The organism is Nitrospirillum guanabarense (assembly GCF_034653355.1).
Taxonomy (GTDB): domain Bacteria; phylum Pseudomonadota; class Alphaproteobacteria; order Azospirillales; family Azospirillaceae; genus Nitrospirillum.
The window spans coordinates 1,166,344-1,182,646 of record NZ_JAYEER010000001.1 but is presented as its reverse complement, the minus strand read 5'-3'; the positions used below and the strand labels follow the sequence as shown (position 1 = coordinate 1,182,646).

The window sequence follows — 16,303 nt, the reverse complement described above, 5'->3', positions numbered from 1 at the left end:
CTTCATGAAAAATGGCCTCATCGTCGCCAGAAACAACTTTCTGTACTCGGTTGATATCGCGCCACCGATGAAACCGTCGTAAGTATAACCTCATTCTACAACCTTTGCGACCATCGATTCGCCATCTGCGGCCTTTTGGCGATAGAGGCGTACTCACACACGTTTTTCGTGGAGCCGCGCTCACGGCACGGCACAGACGTAAGGGCCCGTATGGACGGGCGCCGCCGCGGGCCGCAGCAGGACGGCCGACGGCTCCACCTCACTCTCGACCATGACCGGTCGCGTCCCCGCCCGGTATTCCTCCCGGTACTGGATGGTCAGCTCCTGCAACCGCATCCGGGTGTTGGACTCATAATTCGTCTTTGGATGGGTGGTCAGTGAATTGCCGTGCGTGCGGCGCAAGTAGAGGAACTCTTCCAGCACCACCGTGCTGAAGCCGGCCGCCTCGGCGCGGATCAGGAACTCCGTATCGGCCCCGCACGGCCAGGCGCGGAACCCGCCAAGCCATTCCCATATGTGCCGCTTGGCGACGAACTGGCCGTCGGTTCCCTTGCGCCGGCAACCATTCTCGGGGCGATAGTCCGGTAAGGCGGGCACGATGGACGTCGGCCGAAGGTTCTCGTCCGTGTACACGCTCCAGGCCAGGGTGAGGTCCGCGCCTTCCTCCTGCGCCTCGATATGGCGGCGCAAATAACCGTCCCGCATCACGTCGTCGGCATCGAAGCGGGCGATCAGGTCGCCTTGGGCATGGCGCATCAGGGTGTTGAAGGCGACGTAGGTTCCCCGATTGTGCGGCAGGTACACGACCTCCAGGGCGGGATAGGGCGCCGTGCCGATGTAGTCCAGCGTATCGTCGCACCCATCGACGCCCACCAGCACCTGAAGGCGCCAACCAGCGGGTAAGGACTGGGCGAACACGGCATCCAGGCAGTCCCCCAACCACTGGCGCGCGCGAAAGGCCGCGATCAGCACGGATATCGTCTTCATCAGACGGTCTCCGCCAAGGTCGGGTTGGCAACCACCTGCTGAAGGCCACGTCGGAGGAAGGTGAACCAGTCCGCCGCCGGTGGGTGCGTGGCGTAAAAGGGCGTCAGGTTCAGATCGATGATGGTGTGCCGGGCGCCGTCATGGATGATGTCCAGGCAGAAGTAATCGAACGAGTATCGCGCGACGAAGCCGGCCAACTGCCGCCACATGTCCCTGGGAAATCCCTCGTGGTCATCGGCCACCGCCGCGAGGCCGCGGCGATCGATGCAGACCCAGCGGTCGCCCGGCCGCTCCATCTCCTTCTTGATCAGGTCGGGACTGTGCGCGCGGATGCAGACCAACGCATCTCCGCAGCCGTAAATGCGATAGATCGTGTCGTCGTGGGCGATGAAGTTCTCGATGACCAGATGAGGGTTGTCCCACCAGGCGGGGTTGACCTCATCGCGGCGCAGGAGCCGATAGTCGTCCCAGCCGCGGATGGGGCAGTCGGCCGGCGCGGAGAACAACGGCTGCAGGTCGGCGGGCAAGGCCCGTTCCGCCTCGCCGCCATAGTTCAGGTCGGTCTTCACGAACAGGAACTGATCGACGGGCCCCTCCCGCGCGGCGCGGGCGCTTCTCAGGCCGGCATTCTCCAACATGGTATGCAGGGTGCGCTTGCGCATGTCCGCCCGGCCGGCGTTGAGCACCTTGATCCCCCGCCGCGCCAGTTTCCGCTCAAACGCCGGGCGCTGGCGCGGAAACAAGGCGGCGTTCGACAGGCGGTGATGGAACAGGACCGCGCGAATGTCCGGGCCGCACGCCGCGTCCAGCACCTCCCAGTCATCATCCCATTCCGCCGCGCAATGAGCCCCGGCGAGGTAGCTGATCAGATACCCCCGCCACGAGGTCCACTCATACACCAAAAGATTGTTCAGCTTTTCCATGGGGCGCATCCCGGGATGTTCACCGGCGCCGGTCGACAAGCGTCGCCGTCTTGGCGGTCGTGGGGTCGATATGAAGATCGGCAAAGGTGACCGCACGCACGTAGGTCGTGTCGCCGCCCTCATCCTGTTTCATGTGCCGGCGCAGGCGCTCGGCAACGACGGGCAGGATCGCCGGGTCGTCGCAGACGACATGCAGGCCCAGCCGGTCGCAGCCTCCGGCCCCCAGATCCAGGACCGCCTGCCAGGCGGCGCAGCCCTCGGCCACGGCGGCGAAACCGCTATCGTCGTAGCTTATCTCGTAAAATCGGAAGGTGCGCGGCCGCCGGCCCCGAACCTCCAGCATGCGTTCCCCATCGCGGGTCACGACGCGGCCGACATCGCCCTGGCTGTAGCGGAACAGCGGGAACCGCTCGCGCCAGGTGTTGGTCACCACGATCTCGCCGAACCCGTTCGTATCCGGCGAGGCGATCTCCACCACGATGCGTGGCAGGATGCTGAACAGCCCGGGGGTGGCGGTAGCGTCGCAGACCGCCCAGATGCCGGTTTCCGCCGCGCCGTACAGGGACCAGATCCGGCGGATGTCGAAAGTGCGGCATAGACGCTCGCGCACACTGTCACGCATCAGCTCGCCCGCATACAGCAGTTGCGGAATACGGGGCAAAGGCTGGCCAGACTCCTCGCACCAGTTGGCGAACAACGTCAGGACGGACGGTGTGCCCGCGATATGGGTCGGCTGGAACAGCTCCGCCGCCGCCCGCATGTCGCCATAAGGGGACTGCGCGCTCATCGGCACGGTGGTGGCGTGGCACCGCTCCAGCAGGTCGTCCACGATGGCCGCCGTGCGATAGAGGCCGGTGTAGGCGAAAAGGTTCAGCACCACCGAACGGGGCGTGAACACCCCGCGGGCCAGCAGATGCTCCGCCAAGGCCTGCCGTTGGGCATGGTTTTCCGCGATGTCGACGGGAAAGATCAGGGGGCCGCCGCCGGCACTGCCGCCGGAGCGCACCAGGTACACCCCCCGCTCTTCCCCTGCGGGGGAAAAGCCGTCCAACGCCGCCAGCAGATCGCCCTTCTGGCATACGGGCGCGTCACGCCAACCGCCGCACCGCCGGTAGAGGTGGCGCCAAAAGGGATGGCGACGTGCGCTCTGGAAGGCATGCGCCATCATGTCGTCCACGGCGCGGCCCTCACAGCCCACCGACCCGATCCAGCCTGCATCCGGGCTCATGCCGCCCTCCATAACAATGGCAGATCGATATCGAAATGGCTCAGCAGGGCGCCGTGGGCGCCGCAGAACGCGGCGCGCTGGGCATCGTCCGGCAGGCTGTCCATGGCGAAGGTCAGCCAACGCTGCCCTAAGGTGCGGCACAGCCGGCGGTCGTCGGCGTCGTCGCTGTGTCGGAAGCGCTCAAGGCTGGGCGGGATCTGCAACTGGCGCCAATCTTGACACCGCCGATGGGACAGGCTGTCCGGCAGGATCCGGTAACGGACCAGCGGCTCCGCCAGCAACCCCACCCGGGCCGGGGTGTCGCCGCCTTTGGCGACGCCCTTGGCGACGCGGTACCAGAAATCGATGTTCTCATTCACATGGCAGCCTTCCGCGAAGCGCTCATTCCCGATGACGCTACGGCGCACGGCCACGTTGCTGGCGCGCCCCATGAAGAAGTCCGGATGGCTGGCGCTGGCCGTCACGCGGGGCAGACGATGCAACGCCCCCTCCAGCGACACGGCCTCGTCCCGCAGGGCGGCCAGGTCCGGGAAATAATCGCCCCGCCTCGAGGCAGCGAACCCCAGCACCAGCAGGTCCAGGCCGTACCCCTGCAGGCAGCGCAGGATTTCGCTGCAGCAATCCTCGCGCCAGCAGTCGTCAGCGTCCAGGAACGCCAGGACCGTGCCGCCGGCGCGCTCCAGGCCACGATTACGCGCGGCGCTGGGCCCCCCATTGGCCGGTAGGCGCAGCAATTCCGTCCGCGCGACCCCAAGCGCGGCCAGACGGTCCAGGCCCGCCTGGGCCAACCGCGCGCCATCGTCGGTCGAGGCGTCATCCACCACGATCACTTCGCGGGGCAGATGGGTTTGGCTTGCCAGGGAGGCCAAGGCCTCCTCTACGTAATCTTCCCGATTATAGAGTGGCATGACGACCGACAGGCTCATGGCGCCACCTCGCACCGATAGAGCTTGCCCCGCTGTTGATGCAGGTTGATCACCGCGTCGGTCGACCCGCGGAACATGCCATTGCCATAGCAATGGGCGTCCCGGCACAGCAGCATGCCGACCATGTGAATGGGGCCGGGGAAATCCGGATCCATGAAGTCGAGCTGGTCCAGATAGGGCTGGAACATCAGATGCGGCCAGTCACGCCGCACCCGCTCGGCCCACTCCGCCTCGCCACAGGCCGAGCGTACCAGGGTGCCGATGCCGCGCCCGCCGCTGCTGGGCTTGGCGATCCAATCCCCGCCGTAGCGCAGCAGCCGTTCGGCCTCCCTCGCCGAGCGGGCGCAGACCGAGGTGATGAGGTGCGGGCGCAACCGCGCGTACAGGTCCGCAGGCATGGCGTCACGCATGATGGCGGCATCGGACAAGACCGCCAGTACGCGCTTGTCATGCACCAGGATCACGGTCCGCACATCGTTGAAGTAGGCGCCGTGGGCGACGATGTGGGCCAGGACACCGGGATCCAGCGCCGGCAACTCGCTGCGGTCCAACTGCAGGATCAGATGGTCCAGCGTCCGGCCCTGGGCATGCGGACGCCCGTCCAGCAGGCTGAGATCGCCCGGCCGTATGGCGATGAAGCCGACGTCCGTCCGCTGCAGATGGTCCGACAGATAGTCGATCTCGCCGCTGGGTTCCCGGCCATGGACCAGCGCCACGGTTTGGCCCGGCCTGTAGGGCGCGCACAGATCATCCCAAAAATCCGACTGCCCGCACGACCAGGCGCGGCTGACCATCCAGCCGTTCAGTGGATACCGCGCGCCAATCTCGCAGATCCGCGCCGTGCCGTCCCCGTCCAGGATGAAATCAGGCCTGTACCATCCCACGCGATAGGGTGTGGGCGCGGCCAGCCTCAGGATGCCCTCCAGATCCGGCGGCAAGGAATAGATGGCCCGGATACGGGCATCCAGGAAATACCGCTGCACCACCGCCCGCAAGGCAATGTCGAGCAAGCCGGCCAACCCCTGCATCTGGTCGCGGTAGGCGGCTGAAAGGGCGACGGCACGGTCGGAACACACCTCCCCATGGCGCAATCCGCCGACCATGGGAAGCGACGCCCCCACCCTGGCGCCGCCCGTTTCAACCAGGATGGGGCACGGTCCGTCACGCATGTTCGTAAACATGTTCGGGGCAGGGAAACAGCGCCTGGAGAACGGCGGCCTTCTTTTGCAGGTACTGGCCCACGATTCCGGCCAGATCATAGGCACCCCAGTCGACCTCGAACGCCCGCGCGTAGTGGTTCAAGGTATTCATCGCATGGAAGAAGTGGTTCTTCTCCGTGCCGCCGCAATGCACGGCGATCCAGCGCAGGGGACGGGCGGTGTCTTCTTCCGTGTAGTGGAAGTGTTGGATCAGCCACTGCCGAAACAGGGGCAGGATGAACTCCACCTCGCCATGCGTGTAGATCTCATGCGCCAGCGTGGTCAGCAGGCCCAACGCGATATCGGGTTCGCGCAAGGACATGTGGTCCTTCCATGTCTTGAACTCGGTGGCGCTCCGGTCGATGTAGCGGGTCTGGAGCCAGGCGTCGTCACCGACGATGTCGGTCGCCATGGTGTGGAACATCTTCGAATGCAGGATCTTGTGCGTCACCGCCAAGTCTTCGTCGATGATGCGATGCAGGGAAACCAGGGCCTGCAGCAGGGATTGCTGGTCCAGCACGGGTTCGCCGCGGTGCAGCTTCAAGGTCAGGCGGTTGCTGATGCCGGCCACGGTCATGGCGCTGTTGTTGGTCTGGCTCCAGCTTCCGAAGAAACGGCGCAGGGTTTCGCCGTCATGCCGGCGCGAGGTCAGGTCCCGGAAACCATTCTCGATGGCGGCGAACTCCGACGCGTGGTTGGCGAAAGCCCTCAGCAGGGGCGCGCGAAACGGTCCGTCGGGCATGGTTCGCAGCACGGGCAAAATGTGATTGTTTAATCTTTCCATGAGAAAATCCCCAATGATGATTGTCATTGCGCCAAAAAGCCCATCAACTTCCAGAGTTTATTCAAGGCAATTATTGCTTCAGAGCATTTATTATCAGATCTTCCGGCTAATTAATTGCCATACTCACCTGATAAACAATAAACTATGTCGGTATTTTATAAATACTACTGAGTGCGTACTTTCAAATTTTCAAAATCGCAGCCCTACCGGGCAGCACCCAGCACTCGCAGAGGAGAGGGGGCGAAGGGGTCCGCGATAGGGAAAGCCCGGCAACGCCTTCGTTTCCGTCGCCTTCATATAGCCATTGACGGCAAGTTACATTAATTATGTAATGTATATATGCGTCTTGCCATGCCACGCCGGCTGAAGCCCGGACGCGATTGATGGGAACGGTGATCATGCATCATTTGCTTAGGCGGTCCCTTTGGCGTCTGGCCATCATGACGCTTGCCGCCACGGTGGCGCCGCTACTTCCGCCGGTATCCACCGTGGCGGCGCAGACGGGCAGCGCAGTGCCGGATCAACCGGCGACTGGGCCCATGCCCCGCCCCATGACACGGGAAGACCTGGAGCCGTTCGTCGACGGCATCATGAGCCAGCGGCTGGAGCGGGACAGCATCGCCGGGGCCGCCATCGCCGTCGTCAAGGATGGCGCGGTCCTGTTCGAAAAGGGCTATGGCTATGCCGATGTGGAGCGGCGAACCCCCGTGCGGGCGGATCAGACGCTGTTCGGCGTCGCCTCCATCTCCAAGACCTTCACGGCCACGGCCGTCATGCAACTGGTGGAGCAAGGCAAGCTGAACCTGGACGCGGATGTCCAATCCTACCTGGACTTCCCGCTGCGCAAGGATTTTCCGGAACCGGTCACGCTCCGCCAACTACTGACGCATACTGCCGGCCTGCAGGAGAACGGCAAGGATCTGCTGGAGGCCCCCGAGACCATTTCCGACCTTGGGCAGTTCCTGCGCAGCCATCAGTTGCCCCAGATCTTCCGGCCCGGCAGCCGCGTCGCCTATTCCAACTTCGGCAACTCGCTGGCCGGGTACGTCGTGGAGCGGGTCTCCGGCCAGCCGTTCGCGGCTTATGTCGCGGATCACATCCTCAAACCGCTGGGCATGGCGCACTCGACCTTCGCCGCCCCCGTGCCGGCCGACCTGGCGCCGCTGATGTCCAAGGAATACAAGTTGTCGTCGGAGCCGCCGCGTCCCGTTGAATATCTGGCCCGCCGGCCGGCCGGCGGCATGTATTCCACCGCCGACGACATGGCCCGGTACATGATCGCCCACCTTCAGGATGGCGCCTATGGCGATGCCCGCATCCTGGAGGAGGCGACGGCGCGCACCATGCACACCATCCAATGGCGCGCGCGGCCCGACGCGCCCGGCATCGCCGTGGCCTTCTACCAATCCGCCGCCAACGGCCGCTTCGCCCTGGCCCATGGTGGCGACCTGTCCTACCAGCACAGCTATCTCTGGCTGGTGCCATCGGAGCGGCTGGGCGTGTTCCTGATCTTCAATTCCTCCGGCACTGACATGGTCCGGATACGATCCGCCGTCTGGCAGAGCTTGCTGGACCGCTACCTGCCCCCGGCCGGCCCCCTCCCCGAGCCCGCAGCCAACGCGGCGCAGGACGCCAGGGCCGTGGCCGGCGCCTACCTGACCACCCGTAGGGCGCAGACGACGATTCTGACCCTATTCTCTTCCCTGGGCACGGTGGACGTCACCGCCCATCCGGACGGGTCGATCTCCGTCGCGGGTCTGACCCGCTACGATGGTTCGCCCCGGACGTTCTGGTCCGACGGCAAGCTGATGTTCCGGGAGCACAACGGTGAAGGCCACACCGTCACCTTTGTCACGGGCGCGTCGGGCCGGCCCGACGTCATGGTGGTCGACAGCATCGCGGAATATGAGCGGCAGGGCGCTTTCAACGGCCATGTCCTGGCGCTGCTGCTGGCAGGCGCCGTGGCCGTGCTGCTGGCGGCGGCACTGTTGTGGCCCATTTCCACCCTGGTGCGCTGGCGCCTCAAGCGGCCGTTGCGGGAGACGATGCCCTTGCCCGTCCGGCGCCGGCGACTGGCCGTCAACGGCGTCATCCTGGTTGCCCTGGTGCTGATAGCGCTGGTCGCTATCTATGTCCAGGCCTTGGCCAGCCTGGACCTGACGGTCCTGTCGGTTCGCTTCGACCCGGCGATGCGGGTTTTCCAGGTGCTCGCGGCGCTGGTCTGCCTTGGCGCGCTGTTCACGCTGTGGAGTGCCGTTATCGCCTGGCGGAGACGGGAGGGATCGATCCTATCCCGCACCGGCCTCAGCCTCGTCACCCTGTCGCTGCTGGTGATGGCTGCCACCATCGCGGGCCAACACCTGCTGACACCCAGCCTCGCCTACTGATCACGCGCGCTCCAGCGCGTGCCCCGAGGGCCATCGGCAGGAAGAACCATCCCTGTCGATGGCCTCTTTTTATTCGGCACCCCTTACTCGGCAGAGACCAGGAAACGCGCCAGGCGCTCGCATGCCATGTCCTTGATCAGGACCAGGTCCTCGCGACCATGGGTGACACCGAAGACGGCCTGCAGGGCGATGCCGCGCAGATAGCTGATGGCCAATGTGAAGACCTGGCTGGCGCCGGGCTTGGTCATGTCCACTTCCGGGAACAGCGCCGTCAGGTTCTTGATCAGGTGCGCCTGGATGGCCCGCTGATAGCCCTCAAGGCGCTGCCGCAGGGCCGGATCGTTGCGCGTGCCGAACGCCACGTCCCAGATGACCAGATATTCCGGGCGGCAATAGATTTCCCAGAACAGGTCCACCAGCGTGTCCATGCGCTGCGGAATCGTAAGTTTCCGCGCGGCTATCCGCTCAAAAGGCATTTCCAGCACGGGATAGACTGCGTCCAGCACGGCCAACAGCAGGTCCTCGCGCGCAGGGAAGTGGTGCTGCATGGCACCGTTGGTCATGCCGGCACGTTGCGCCACCTTCTGGATGGTGAGGTTGGCGTAGCCGGATTCCTGCACGACCAGGATGGCCGCATCCACCAGCTTGCGCCGGGTTTCCGTGCTGCGCTCTTCCTGGGTGCGCCGCACCCGGCCGCCCCGCCCCGCCCTGTCGCCCGTCTCTTCCCGCGTGGGATGTGTAGTGTGCTCTGCCACGTCGATCCTCTCTACCTCTGCGAGGCACGGCCCGCGCAAACGGTTAACCATCCCCGGACATCCTCGCAACAGCTATATGCCGCGACATCCGGCACCACCCGCTAGCCGACTGATATTGCGCAAACTTCCGGCCACAAAGCGTTCCCCGCGCCAATTAGCCCGACTGCGGCGCCAATGTCGATTGACATAAACATACATTACATATTTAATGTTATTAGCAAAGAAAACAAAAGGGCATAGGTCGGGGCAATCGCAACCTGACCGGCCGGGGACAGAGAGGGGTTTCATGGCTAAGACTTTGGGAAATTGGCGGTACGCAACGGTGTCGGCGGCCTTCCTTACGACCGCCTGCCTGCTGGCCCCCACGGCCCGGGCGGAAGCGGCGGACCAGGCCACCGCACCGGCCGCGACCACCGGCACAACGCCGGACACGCTGGAAGAGATCGTCGTCACCTTCGAGCGCCGGTCGGTCGGCTTGCAGAAGACCGCGGTGGCGGCGACCGTCTATTCCGGCGCCGAGCTTGACGCCAAGGGCATCACCAACATCGTCGACCTGCAGTTCGCGACCCCATCGCTGACCATCCAGGACACGGGCGAGAACCTGCTGGTGAACATCCGCGGCATCGGCAAGAGCGAAGGCGGCATCCAGGACCCTTCCGGCGTCCTGATCTATCGCGACGGCGTCTCGGCCTCTCCTGGCGGCTTCATGAGCAACGAGCCGTACTACGACCTGGCCAGCGTGGAGGTGCTGCGCGGCCCGCAGGGCACCCTGGCGGGGCAGAACGCCACCGGCGGTGCCCTGTTCATCCGAGAGAACGATCCGTCGCTGGACAAGCTCGGCGGCTCCGCCGAACTGCAATACGGCAATTACGACGACGTCCGCTTCCGGGGCGTCCTGAACATCCCCGTCAGCCGGGACTTCGCCATCCGCATCGCCACCAATGACGAACGGCGGAACAGCTTCTACAACGTCAGCGGCCCCTGGACCGGCAACCCGGGCAACCACCGCGAGGCCGACGGCCGCATCAGTTTCCTGTGGCAGCCGACGGACCAGCTCAAAATCGTCCTCAAGAACGATTTCATGTACATCAACCACGGTGGCTCGCCCGCCGGCCCGGCGCGGGACGGAACGGACCATCTGTTCGACCTCACCTCCGACGCCCATCTGGCGGGCGTTGAAAGGGGGATGCGATCGGTCCTGCAGGTCAGCTACGACTTCGACAGCGGCTATACGCTTCGGTCCATCGCCGGCTATCAGTACGCCCGCACCTCGTACGATCTGGATTACGACGGCACCGACTTGGTGTCGCCAGCCGGCCCCGGGCCGATGATCTACGACGTGGTGGGCAGCGACCGGACGGTCTCGGAGGAAATCAACCTGATCTCCCCCAACACGGGACCGCTCAAATGGGTGGTGGGCGGCGTCTACCAGAATGAACTGGTGGAACTTCCCGACGGCGGCCTGGTGCAATCGGCTGGGCCCTTCGGCACCCTGTCCCAGGGGCTGGCCCTGAAGGCCAACTACCGGACGCCCATCGAGAGCTGGGGCATATTCGGCCAAGCCACTTATGAATTGAACGACCTGATCGAGTTCCAGCTCGGCGGCCGCTATTCCGAACAGCACATGAGCCTGACGGATGATCTCTATGTCCTGTTCAACGGCGCTCCGCTGATCCACCACCCCATCGTGGGCCAGAAGGAAAGCGACTCAAAGTTCACCGGCAAGGCGAACGTCAATTTCCATGTCAGTGACACCGACATGGTCTACGCCTTCGTCGCGACCGGCCACAAGTCCGGCGGCATCAACCCGTTCGCCGCCACCGGGCTGCCGGCGGGCACGCCGGCGCCAGCCTTCAAGCCGGAGGAGGTGACGGACTATGAAATCGGCTGGAAAAGCACCTTCTTCAGCAACCACCTGCGCACCCAGGTCGGCGGCTTTTACAATGTCTATGAGAACTACCAGGTCTCGACCTTCGATCCGACCACCGGCTTGAGCGCCCTGCACAACGCCACCGGCACCTCCATCATCGATGGCGTCGAGGCGCAGGCGCAGGCGGTGTTCGGCGCCCTCTCCCTCGACTTCGGCGCCGCCTACCTGAATACCGAGCTGGGCGCCTTCTCCGCCGTCGACGGCCGTTTCCCCACCTTGGGTTTCCAGGATCTGACCGGGCGGCAGCAGCCGAACGCCGCGCATTGGACGGTGAACGCCGGTGTCCAGTACGCCTTCGCCATCGGGGACGCCACGCTGACGCCACGGCTGGACTACGGCATGGTCGGTTCCCGGTGGGCCAGCGTGTTCGCCGTTTCGCCCACGGACCGCCTGGCCGCGCAAAACCTGTTCAACGCGCAGGTCGCCTACGACACGCCGTCGAAGTGGTCGGTGGTCGCCTACGCGACCAACCTGTTCGACCTGCACTACATCTCCTCCCTGTCGCTGGGCAGCCTGGCGCAGGCCGGCGCCCCCCGACAGTTCGGACTGCGCGTTTCCAAGTCCTTTTGAAGCCTGATGGGGCGGGCCGCTTCGGCGGGCGGCCCGCCGTCATCGCGCCAGGATCGGCACGGACCAGGAGCTGAGCATTGATATCCTTCTTCCCGACCCTGGCACGACGGCTGGTGATGGCGACATGCCTGCTGACGGCAGCGGCGGCCGCGGCGGAACCTCTGGCGTCGGAGCACCCGCTGACCGCCGACGACGTTCACGCGTTCTTCGACGGTCTCGTCCCACCAGCCCTGGAGCGCGGCGGCATTCCCGGCGCCGTCGTCATCGTGGTGAAGGACGGCGACGTGCTGTTCACCAAGGGCTATGGCTATGCCGACCTGGCCACGCGGCGTCCAGTCGACCCCAGCCGGACGCTGTTCCGGCCGGGATCGATTTCCAAGACCTTGCTCTGGACCGCTGTCATGCAGCTGGTGGAGGCGGGCCGCATGGACCTGGACCGGGACATCAACGCCTATCTGGATTTCCGCATCCCCGACGCCTGGGGCAAGCCCATCACCATGCGGCAGCTCATGACCCATGCCGGCGGGTTCGAGGACCGCGTCAAGGACATTGTCTTCACCGAAGACCAGGATCCGCTGAATAACGAGCAGTTCCTGAAGTCCTGGATCCCGCCACGCATGTTCCCGCCCGGCACGGTCACGGCCTATTCCAACTACGGCGCCGCCCTAGCTGGGTACATCGTGGCCCGTGTGTCCGGCCAGCCCTTCGCGGACTATGTGGAGGGCCACATCCTGGCCCCCCTGGGCATGAGACACACCACCTTCCGCCAGCCGCTGCCACCGGCCCTGAAGGAAGGCATGGCGGCAGGGTATCTGACTGGCGTCGCGGCGGCACAGCCCTTTGAGGTCATCAGCCCGGCCCCGGCCGGCGGCCTGTCCACCACGGCGGAGGATATGGCCAGGTTCATGACCGCGCACCTGCGGCTGGGGCGGCTGGGCGACGCGCGGATCCTGACCGAAGAGACCGCGCGCCTGATGCACGCGACGGCGCTGCAAGCATCCCCCGTCGTCAACGGGCTGGCGTTGGGCTTCCGGCGGGAGGACCGCAACGGCCAGGCCATTATCGGCCACGCGGGCGGCACTATCCTGTTCCACAGCGACATGCACCTGTTCCTGGACCAGGACCTGGGCATCTTCATTTCCATGAACAGCGCCGGCGCCAACGATACGGCCAGCCGCCTGCGGCAACAGGTACTGGCGCAATTCGCCGACCGCTACTTTCCGCAGGCGCGCGCCGACCAAGCGGCTCTGCCAACCGCCCTGGCCGACGGCCGGCAGGCGGCGGGCATCTATGAGGCGACGCAGCGGTCCGACAGCAGTTTCGGCGCCTTCTTCGCCCTGCTGGGCCAGACCCACGTCAGCGTTGAGGGTGGCGGTATCCTGACGGTCAGCACCCTGATGGGCCCTGATGGCGCGCCCAAACGGTGGCGGGAGGTGGCACCCCATGTCTGGCGGGACTTGGCCGGCGCGGACCGGCTGGAAGTCCAGCTGGAAGGGGATCGGGTGGCCCGGATCGTCGCCCCGCCCCTCTACGTCCTGCAGCCTGTGCCCGCCTGGCGCAGCGCCGGGTGGAACCTGCCCCTGCTGCTGGCCACCCTGACGGTGTTGCTGGGGACGACCGTGCTGTGGCCCCTGGGTGCCCTCGTGCGCCGGCTGCGGCGCAAGGCCCCGCCGACATGCACCGCGGCGGAACTGACACGGCGCCGATTGGCGCGCCTGGCAGCCGTGGCCAACCTGATCTTCCTGGGCGGCGCCCTGGTGTTCGTGATCGTCGTGATCTCACCCGGCCGCGTGCCCTTGAACGACCGCATCGACGGCTGGCTACGCCTTTTCCAGATCTTCGGCCTGATCGGCGCGCTGGGCAGCCTGGCCGCCGTTGCGGATGCGGGAGCGGCGTGGATGCGCAGGCGCGACTGGCGGGCACGGATTTCCAGCGGCGCCATCGCCCTGGCCTGCGCCGCCACCGTCTGGTTCGGCATCGCCTTCCAGATGCTGGGCTGGAGTCTGGATTTCTGAACCGGCGTACCATCGAGCGCGGACTGATCGAGAGACAAGCGAAGGGAAATATGGGATGGCCCGCATCGTCGTCGGCGGCTTCCAGGCCGAAATCAATTCCTTCTATCCCCGCAGGACGACCTTCGCCGATTTCATCGACGTGCTGGGCCGGCCTTACGATGCCGAGGCCCCCGTGTCGCTGGATGAGATCCGGCGGACCAACTGGGGCATCGGCGGCTTCTGCGACGAAGCGGTGACGCTGGGCCATGAGCTGGTCTTCACCACCTGGGCCATCGCCCAGCCGGCCGCCGATGTGGAGGATGAGGCGTTCGACGCCCTCTGCGGCCACATCGTCACAGGCATCCAAGCCGCCCTGCCCGCCGACGCCGTCTATCTCTGCCTGCATGGCGCCATGGTCACGGAAAGCCATGAGGACGGCGACGGGGAAATCCTGCGTCGTGTCCGTGCCGCCGTGGGCGACATCCCGGTGGTGGCGACGCTGGACTTGCACGCCAACGTCACGGCGGAAATGGTGGATCTGGCGACGGCGCTGATCGTCTATCGCACCTATCCCCACATCGACATGGCCGATTGCGGCCGCCAGGCGGCGCGGCTGCTGGACGGCATCCTGCGCACCGGCCACGCGCCGGCCAAAGCCTTCCGCAAGATCCCCTTTCTCATCCCGCCGGTATGGCAGTGCACCACCATCGAGCCGGCCCGATCGATTTATGCGGCCCTGGCCGCGCGCCAGGCGCCGCCCCTGCTCAGCCTGTCCTTCGCGGAGGGGTTCCCGGCGTCCGACATCTACGAATGCGGGCCGGCGGTGCTGGCCTATGCCCAGGACCAGGCGTCAGCCCAGGCGGCGGCGGACGCGCTGCATGACCTGATCCTCAGCCGCGAGGCGGACTTCGCCGGACGGATCTATGCGCCGGCGGAAGCTGTGCGCGAGGCGGCGCGGCTATACGACGGGCGGCCCGTCATCCTGGCCGACACCCAGGACAACCCCGGCGGGGGCGGCAGCAGCGACACGGTGGGCGTCTTGAAAGCGCTGGTGGACGCGGGCGCCGAGGATGCGGCCCTCGCCATCCTCCATGATCCGGCTGCGGCCGCCGCCGCGCACGCCGCCCGGGTGGGTGCCGAACTGGAACTGGCGCTGGGCGCCAAGATGGGCGACGGGCGGGAGACGCCCCTGGTCGCCCGCTTCACGGTGGAGGCGATCAGCGACGGCATCGTGACCGGCAAGGGCCCGATGATGCGCGGCCAGACCATGCGGCTGGGCCGCACGGCTCTGCTGCGCACCGGCGGCATCCGCATCGTCGTCGCCAGCGCCCGCATGCAGCCCTACGACCAGGAGGTGCTCCGTCACCTGGGCCTGGATCCGGCCGCCCAGAAAATCCTGGTGCTGAAAAGCAGCGTCCATTTCCGCAACGACTTCCAGGACATGGCCGCCGCCGTGCTGGTGGTCGACTCCCCCGGCTTCAACATCACCGACCCTCGGCACTTTCCCTATCGCCGGCTGCGCCCGGATGTGCGGATCGCGCCGCGGGGACACGGACTCTGAGAACAACATCCTGGAGGAAAAATGCCCGCCACCGACAACGCCACGGCCCGCTGGGGCTTGTCGCCAGCCGCCGCCGCCCTGCACGCCGACGCCCTGGTCTGGGACAACACCGTGCCCTGGTCGGGCTTCGGCCGTGCCGAGCTGAAGGCCCAGGCGCTGGCGCACCATATCGGCGCCGGTGCCGACTTCGTTTCCGTCACCGTGGCCACGGACGGCCATTCCGTGGCGCAGACCATCGAGATCCTTGGCCAGGAACGCGCCTACTTCCTCTCCGACCCCAGCCGCTTCCGGCTGTGCGAGACGGTGGACGACATCCTGGCGGCCAAGGCGGCGGGGCTGCTGGGCGTCAATTTCCATTTCCAGGGCACCAACGCCTTCGCCCGCGACGTCGGGCTGGTGGAAATCTATTACAAGCTGGGCGTCCGCCACGCGCTGATGGCCTACAACCAGAAAAACCACGTGGGCGACGGTTGTCATGAACGCACCGACGGCGGGCTCAGTCGGTTTGGCGTGGCCCTGATCCAGGAGATGAACCGGGTTGGCATGATGGTCGACTGCTCCCACACCGGCTATCGCACGGCGATGGAGACGCTGGAACACAGCACGGCGCCGGTCATCTTCTCGCATTCCAACGCCAAAGCCCTGCACGACCATCCGCGCAACATCACGGATGACCAGATCGACGCCTGCGCCCGCACGGGCGGGGTCATCGGCGTCAACGGCATCGGTGTGTTCCTGGGCGGCAATGACGCCTCCACCGAGCGCTACCTGCAGCACGTGGACTATCTGGTGCAGCGCGTCGGACCGGCCCATGTCGCCATCGGCCTGGACTGGGTCTACGACATGGACAGCCTGATGGCGGAGGTCAGGAAGTCGGCCGCCACATATCCCGACGGCGCCTACAACCTGGTCATCAACGTGGCCCAGCCGGAACAGCTGCCGGAGATCACCGACGGCCTGCTACGACGCGGCTATTCCGAGGACGACGTGCGCGCGATCCTGGGGCTCAACTGGGTCCGGGTGGCGCGGTCGGTCTGGAAATAGACGGGCCCGCGCCGG

Annotated in this window: 12 protein-coding genes; 5 read left to right on the top strand and 7 right to left on the bottom strand. The window is 65.9% G+C overall.

Annotation, left to right across the window (positions count from 1 at the left end; all coding sequences use genetic code 11):
• Positions 1–180 precede the first annotated feature (180 nt).
• From UAA55_RS04860 to UAA55_RS04835, 6 genes are read right to left on the bottom strand one after another with little or no spacing between them, the layout of a single operon-like run.
• Complete coding sequence (locus UAA55_RS04860; RefSeq protein ID WP_322951529.1) at positions 181–987, bottom strand: glycosyltransferase family 2 protein; 807 nt, start codon at positions 985–987, stop codon at positions 181–183.
• The gene (locus UAA55_RS04855; RefSeq protein WP_322951528.1) at positions 987–1,910 is read right to left on the bottom strand and encodes an ATP-grasp domain-containing protein; all 924 of its coding nucleotides are present in this window, start codon (positions 1,908–1,910) and stop codon (positions 987–989) included. The genes UAA55_RS04860 and UAA55_RS04855 overlap by 1 nt, the downstream gene beginning before the upstream one ends.
• Before the next feature lie 19 nt (positions 1,911–1,929).
• Complete coding sequence (locus UAA55_RS04850) at positions 1,930–3,138, bottom strand: phenylacetate--CoA ligase family protein (protein WP_322951527.1); 1,209 nt, start codon at positions 3,136–3,138, stop codon at positions 1,930–1,932.
• Positions 3,135–4,064, bottom strand: a complete 930-nt coding sequence (locus tag UAA55_RS04845; protein ID WP_322951526.1) for a glycosyltransferase family 2 protein — start codon at positions 4,062–4,064, stop codon at positions 3,135–3,137. The genes UAA55_RS04850 and UAA55_RS04845 overlap by 4 nt, the downstream gene beginning before the upstream one ends.
• On the bottom strand, positions 4,061–5,233 hold the full coding sequence (locus UAA55_RS04840; protein ID WP_322951525.1) for an ATP-grasp domain-containing protein: 1,173 nt from the start codon (positions 5,231–5,233) through the stop codon (positions 4,061–4,063). The genes UAA55_RS04845 and UAA55_RS04840 overlap by 4 nt, the downstream gene beginning before the upstream one ends.
• Positions 5,226–6,005 carry a hypothetical protein gene (locus UAA55_RS04835; RefSeq protein ID WP_322951524.1) on the bottom strand — a complete coding sequence of 260 codons (780 nt, stop codon included), beginning with the start codon at positions 6,003–6,005 and terminating at the stop codon, positions 5,226–5,228. The genes UAA55_RS04840 and UAA55_RS04835 overlap by 8 nt, the downstream gene beginning before the upstream one ends.
• Positions 6,006–6,487: 482 nt before the next feature.
• Here UAA55_RS04835 and UAA55_RS04830 point away from each other — a divergent pair, with 482 nt between their 5' ends.
• On the top strand, positions 6,488–8,434 hold the full coding sequence (locus tag UAA55_RS04830) for a serine hydrolase domain-containing protein (RefSeq protein ID WP_322951523.1): 1,947 nt from the start codon (positions 6,488–6,490) through the stop codon (positions 8,432–8,434).
• An 83-nt stretch (positions 8,435–8,517) separates the two neighbouring features.
• Here the strand turns inward: UAA55_RS04830 and UAA55_RS04825 are convergent, their stop codons facing one another.
• Positions 8,518–9,189 carry a TetR/AcrR family transcriptional regulator gene (locus UAA55_RS04825; RefSeq protein ID WP_322951522.1) on the bottom strand — a complete coding sequence of 224 codons (672 nt, stop codon included), beginning with the start codon at positions 9,187–9,189 and terminating at the stop codon, positions 8,518–8,520.
• A 286-nt stretch (positions 9,190–9,475) separates the two neighbouring features.
• On the opposite strand from UAA55_RS04825, the gene UAA55_RS04820 reads away from it, so the two are divergent.
• The 4 genes from UAA55_RS04820 (at position 9,476) to UAA55_RS04805 (ending at position 16,288) form a co-directional block, all read left to right on the top strand.
• Complete coding sequence (locus tag UAA55_RS04820; RefSeq protein WP_322951521.1) at positions 9,476–11,689, top strand: TonB-dependent receptor; 2,214 nt, start codon at positions 9,476–9,478, stop codon at positions 11,687–11,689.
• A gap of 77 nt (positions 11,690–11,766) precedes the next feature.
• Positions 11,767–13,704, top strand: a complete 1,938-nt coding sequence (locus UAA55_RS04815; RefSeq protein ID WP_322951519.1) for a serine hydrolase domain-containing protein — start codon at positions 11,767–11,769, stop codon at positions 13,702–13,704.
• 55 nt (positions 13,705–13,759) lie between these two features.
• Positions 13,760–15,244, top strand: coding sequence for a M81 family metallopeptidase (locus UAA55_RS04810; protein ID WP_322951517.1), 1,485 nt, complete (start codon positions 13,760–13,762; stop codon positions 15,242–15,244).
• Positions 15,245–15,265: 21 nt separating this feature from the next.
• The gene (locus tag UAA55_RS04805) at positions 15,266–16,288 is read left to right on the top strand and encodes a dipeptidase (RefSeq protein WP_322951516.1); all 1,023 of its coding nucleotides are present in this window, start codon (positions 15,266–15,268) and stop codon (positions 16,286–16,288) included.
• Positions 16,289–16,303 lie beyond the last annotated feature (15 nt).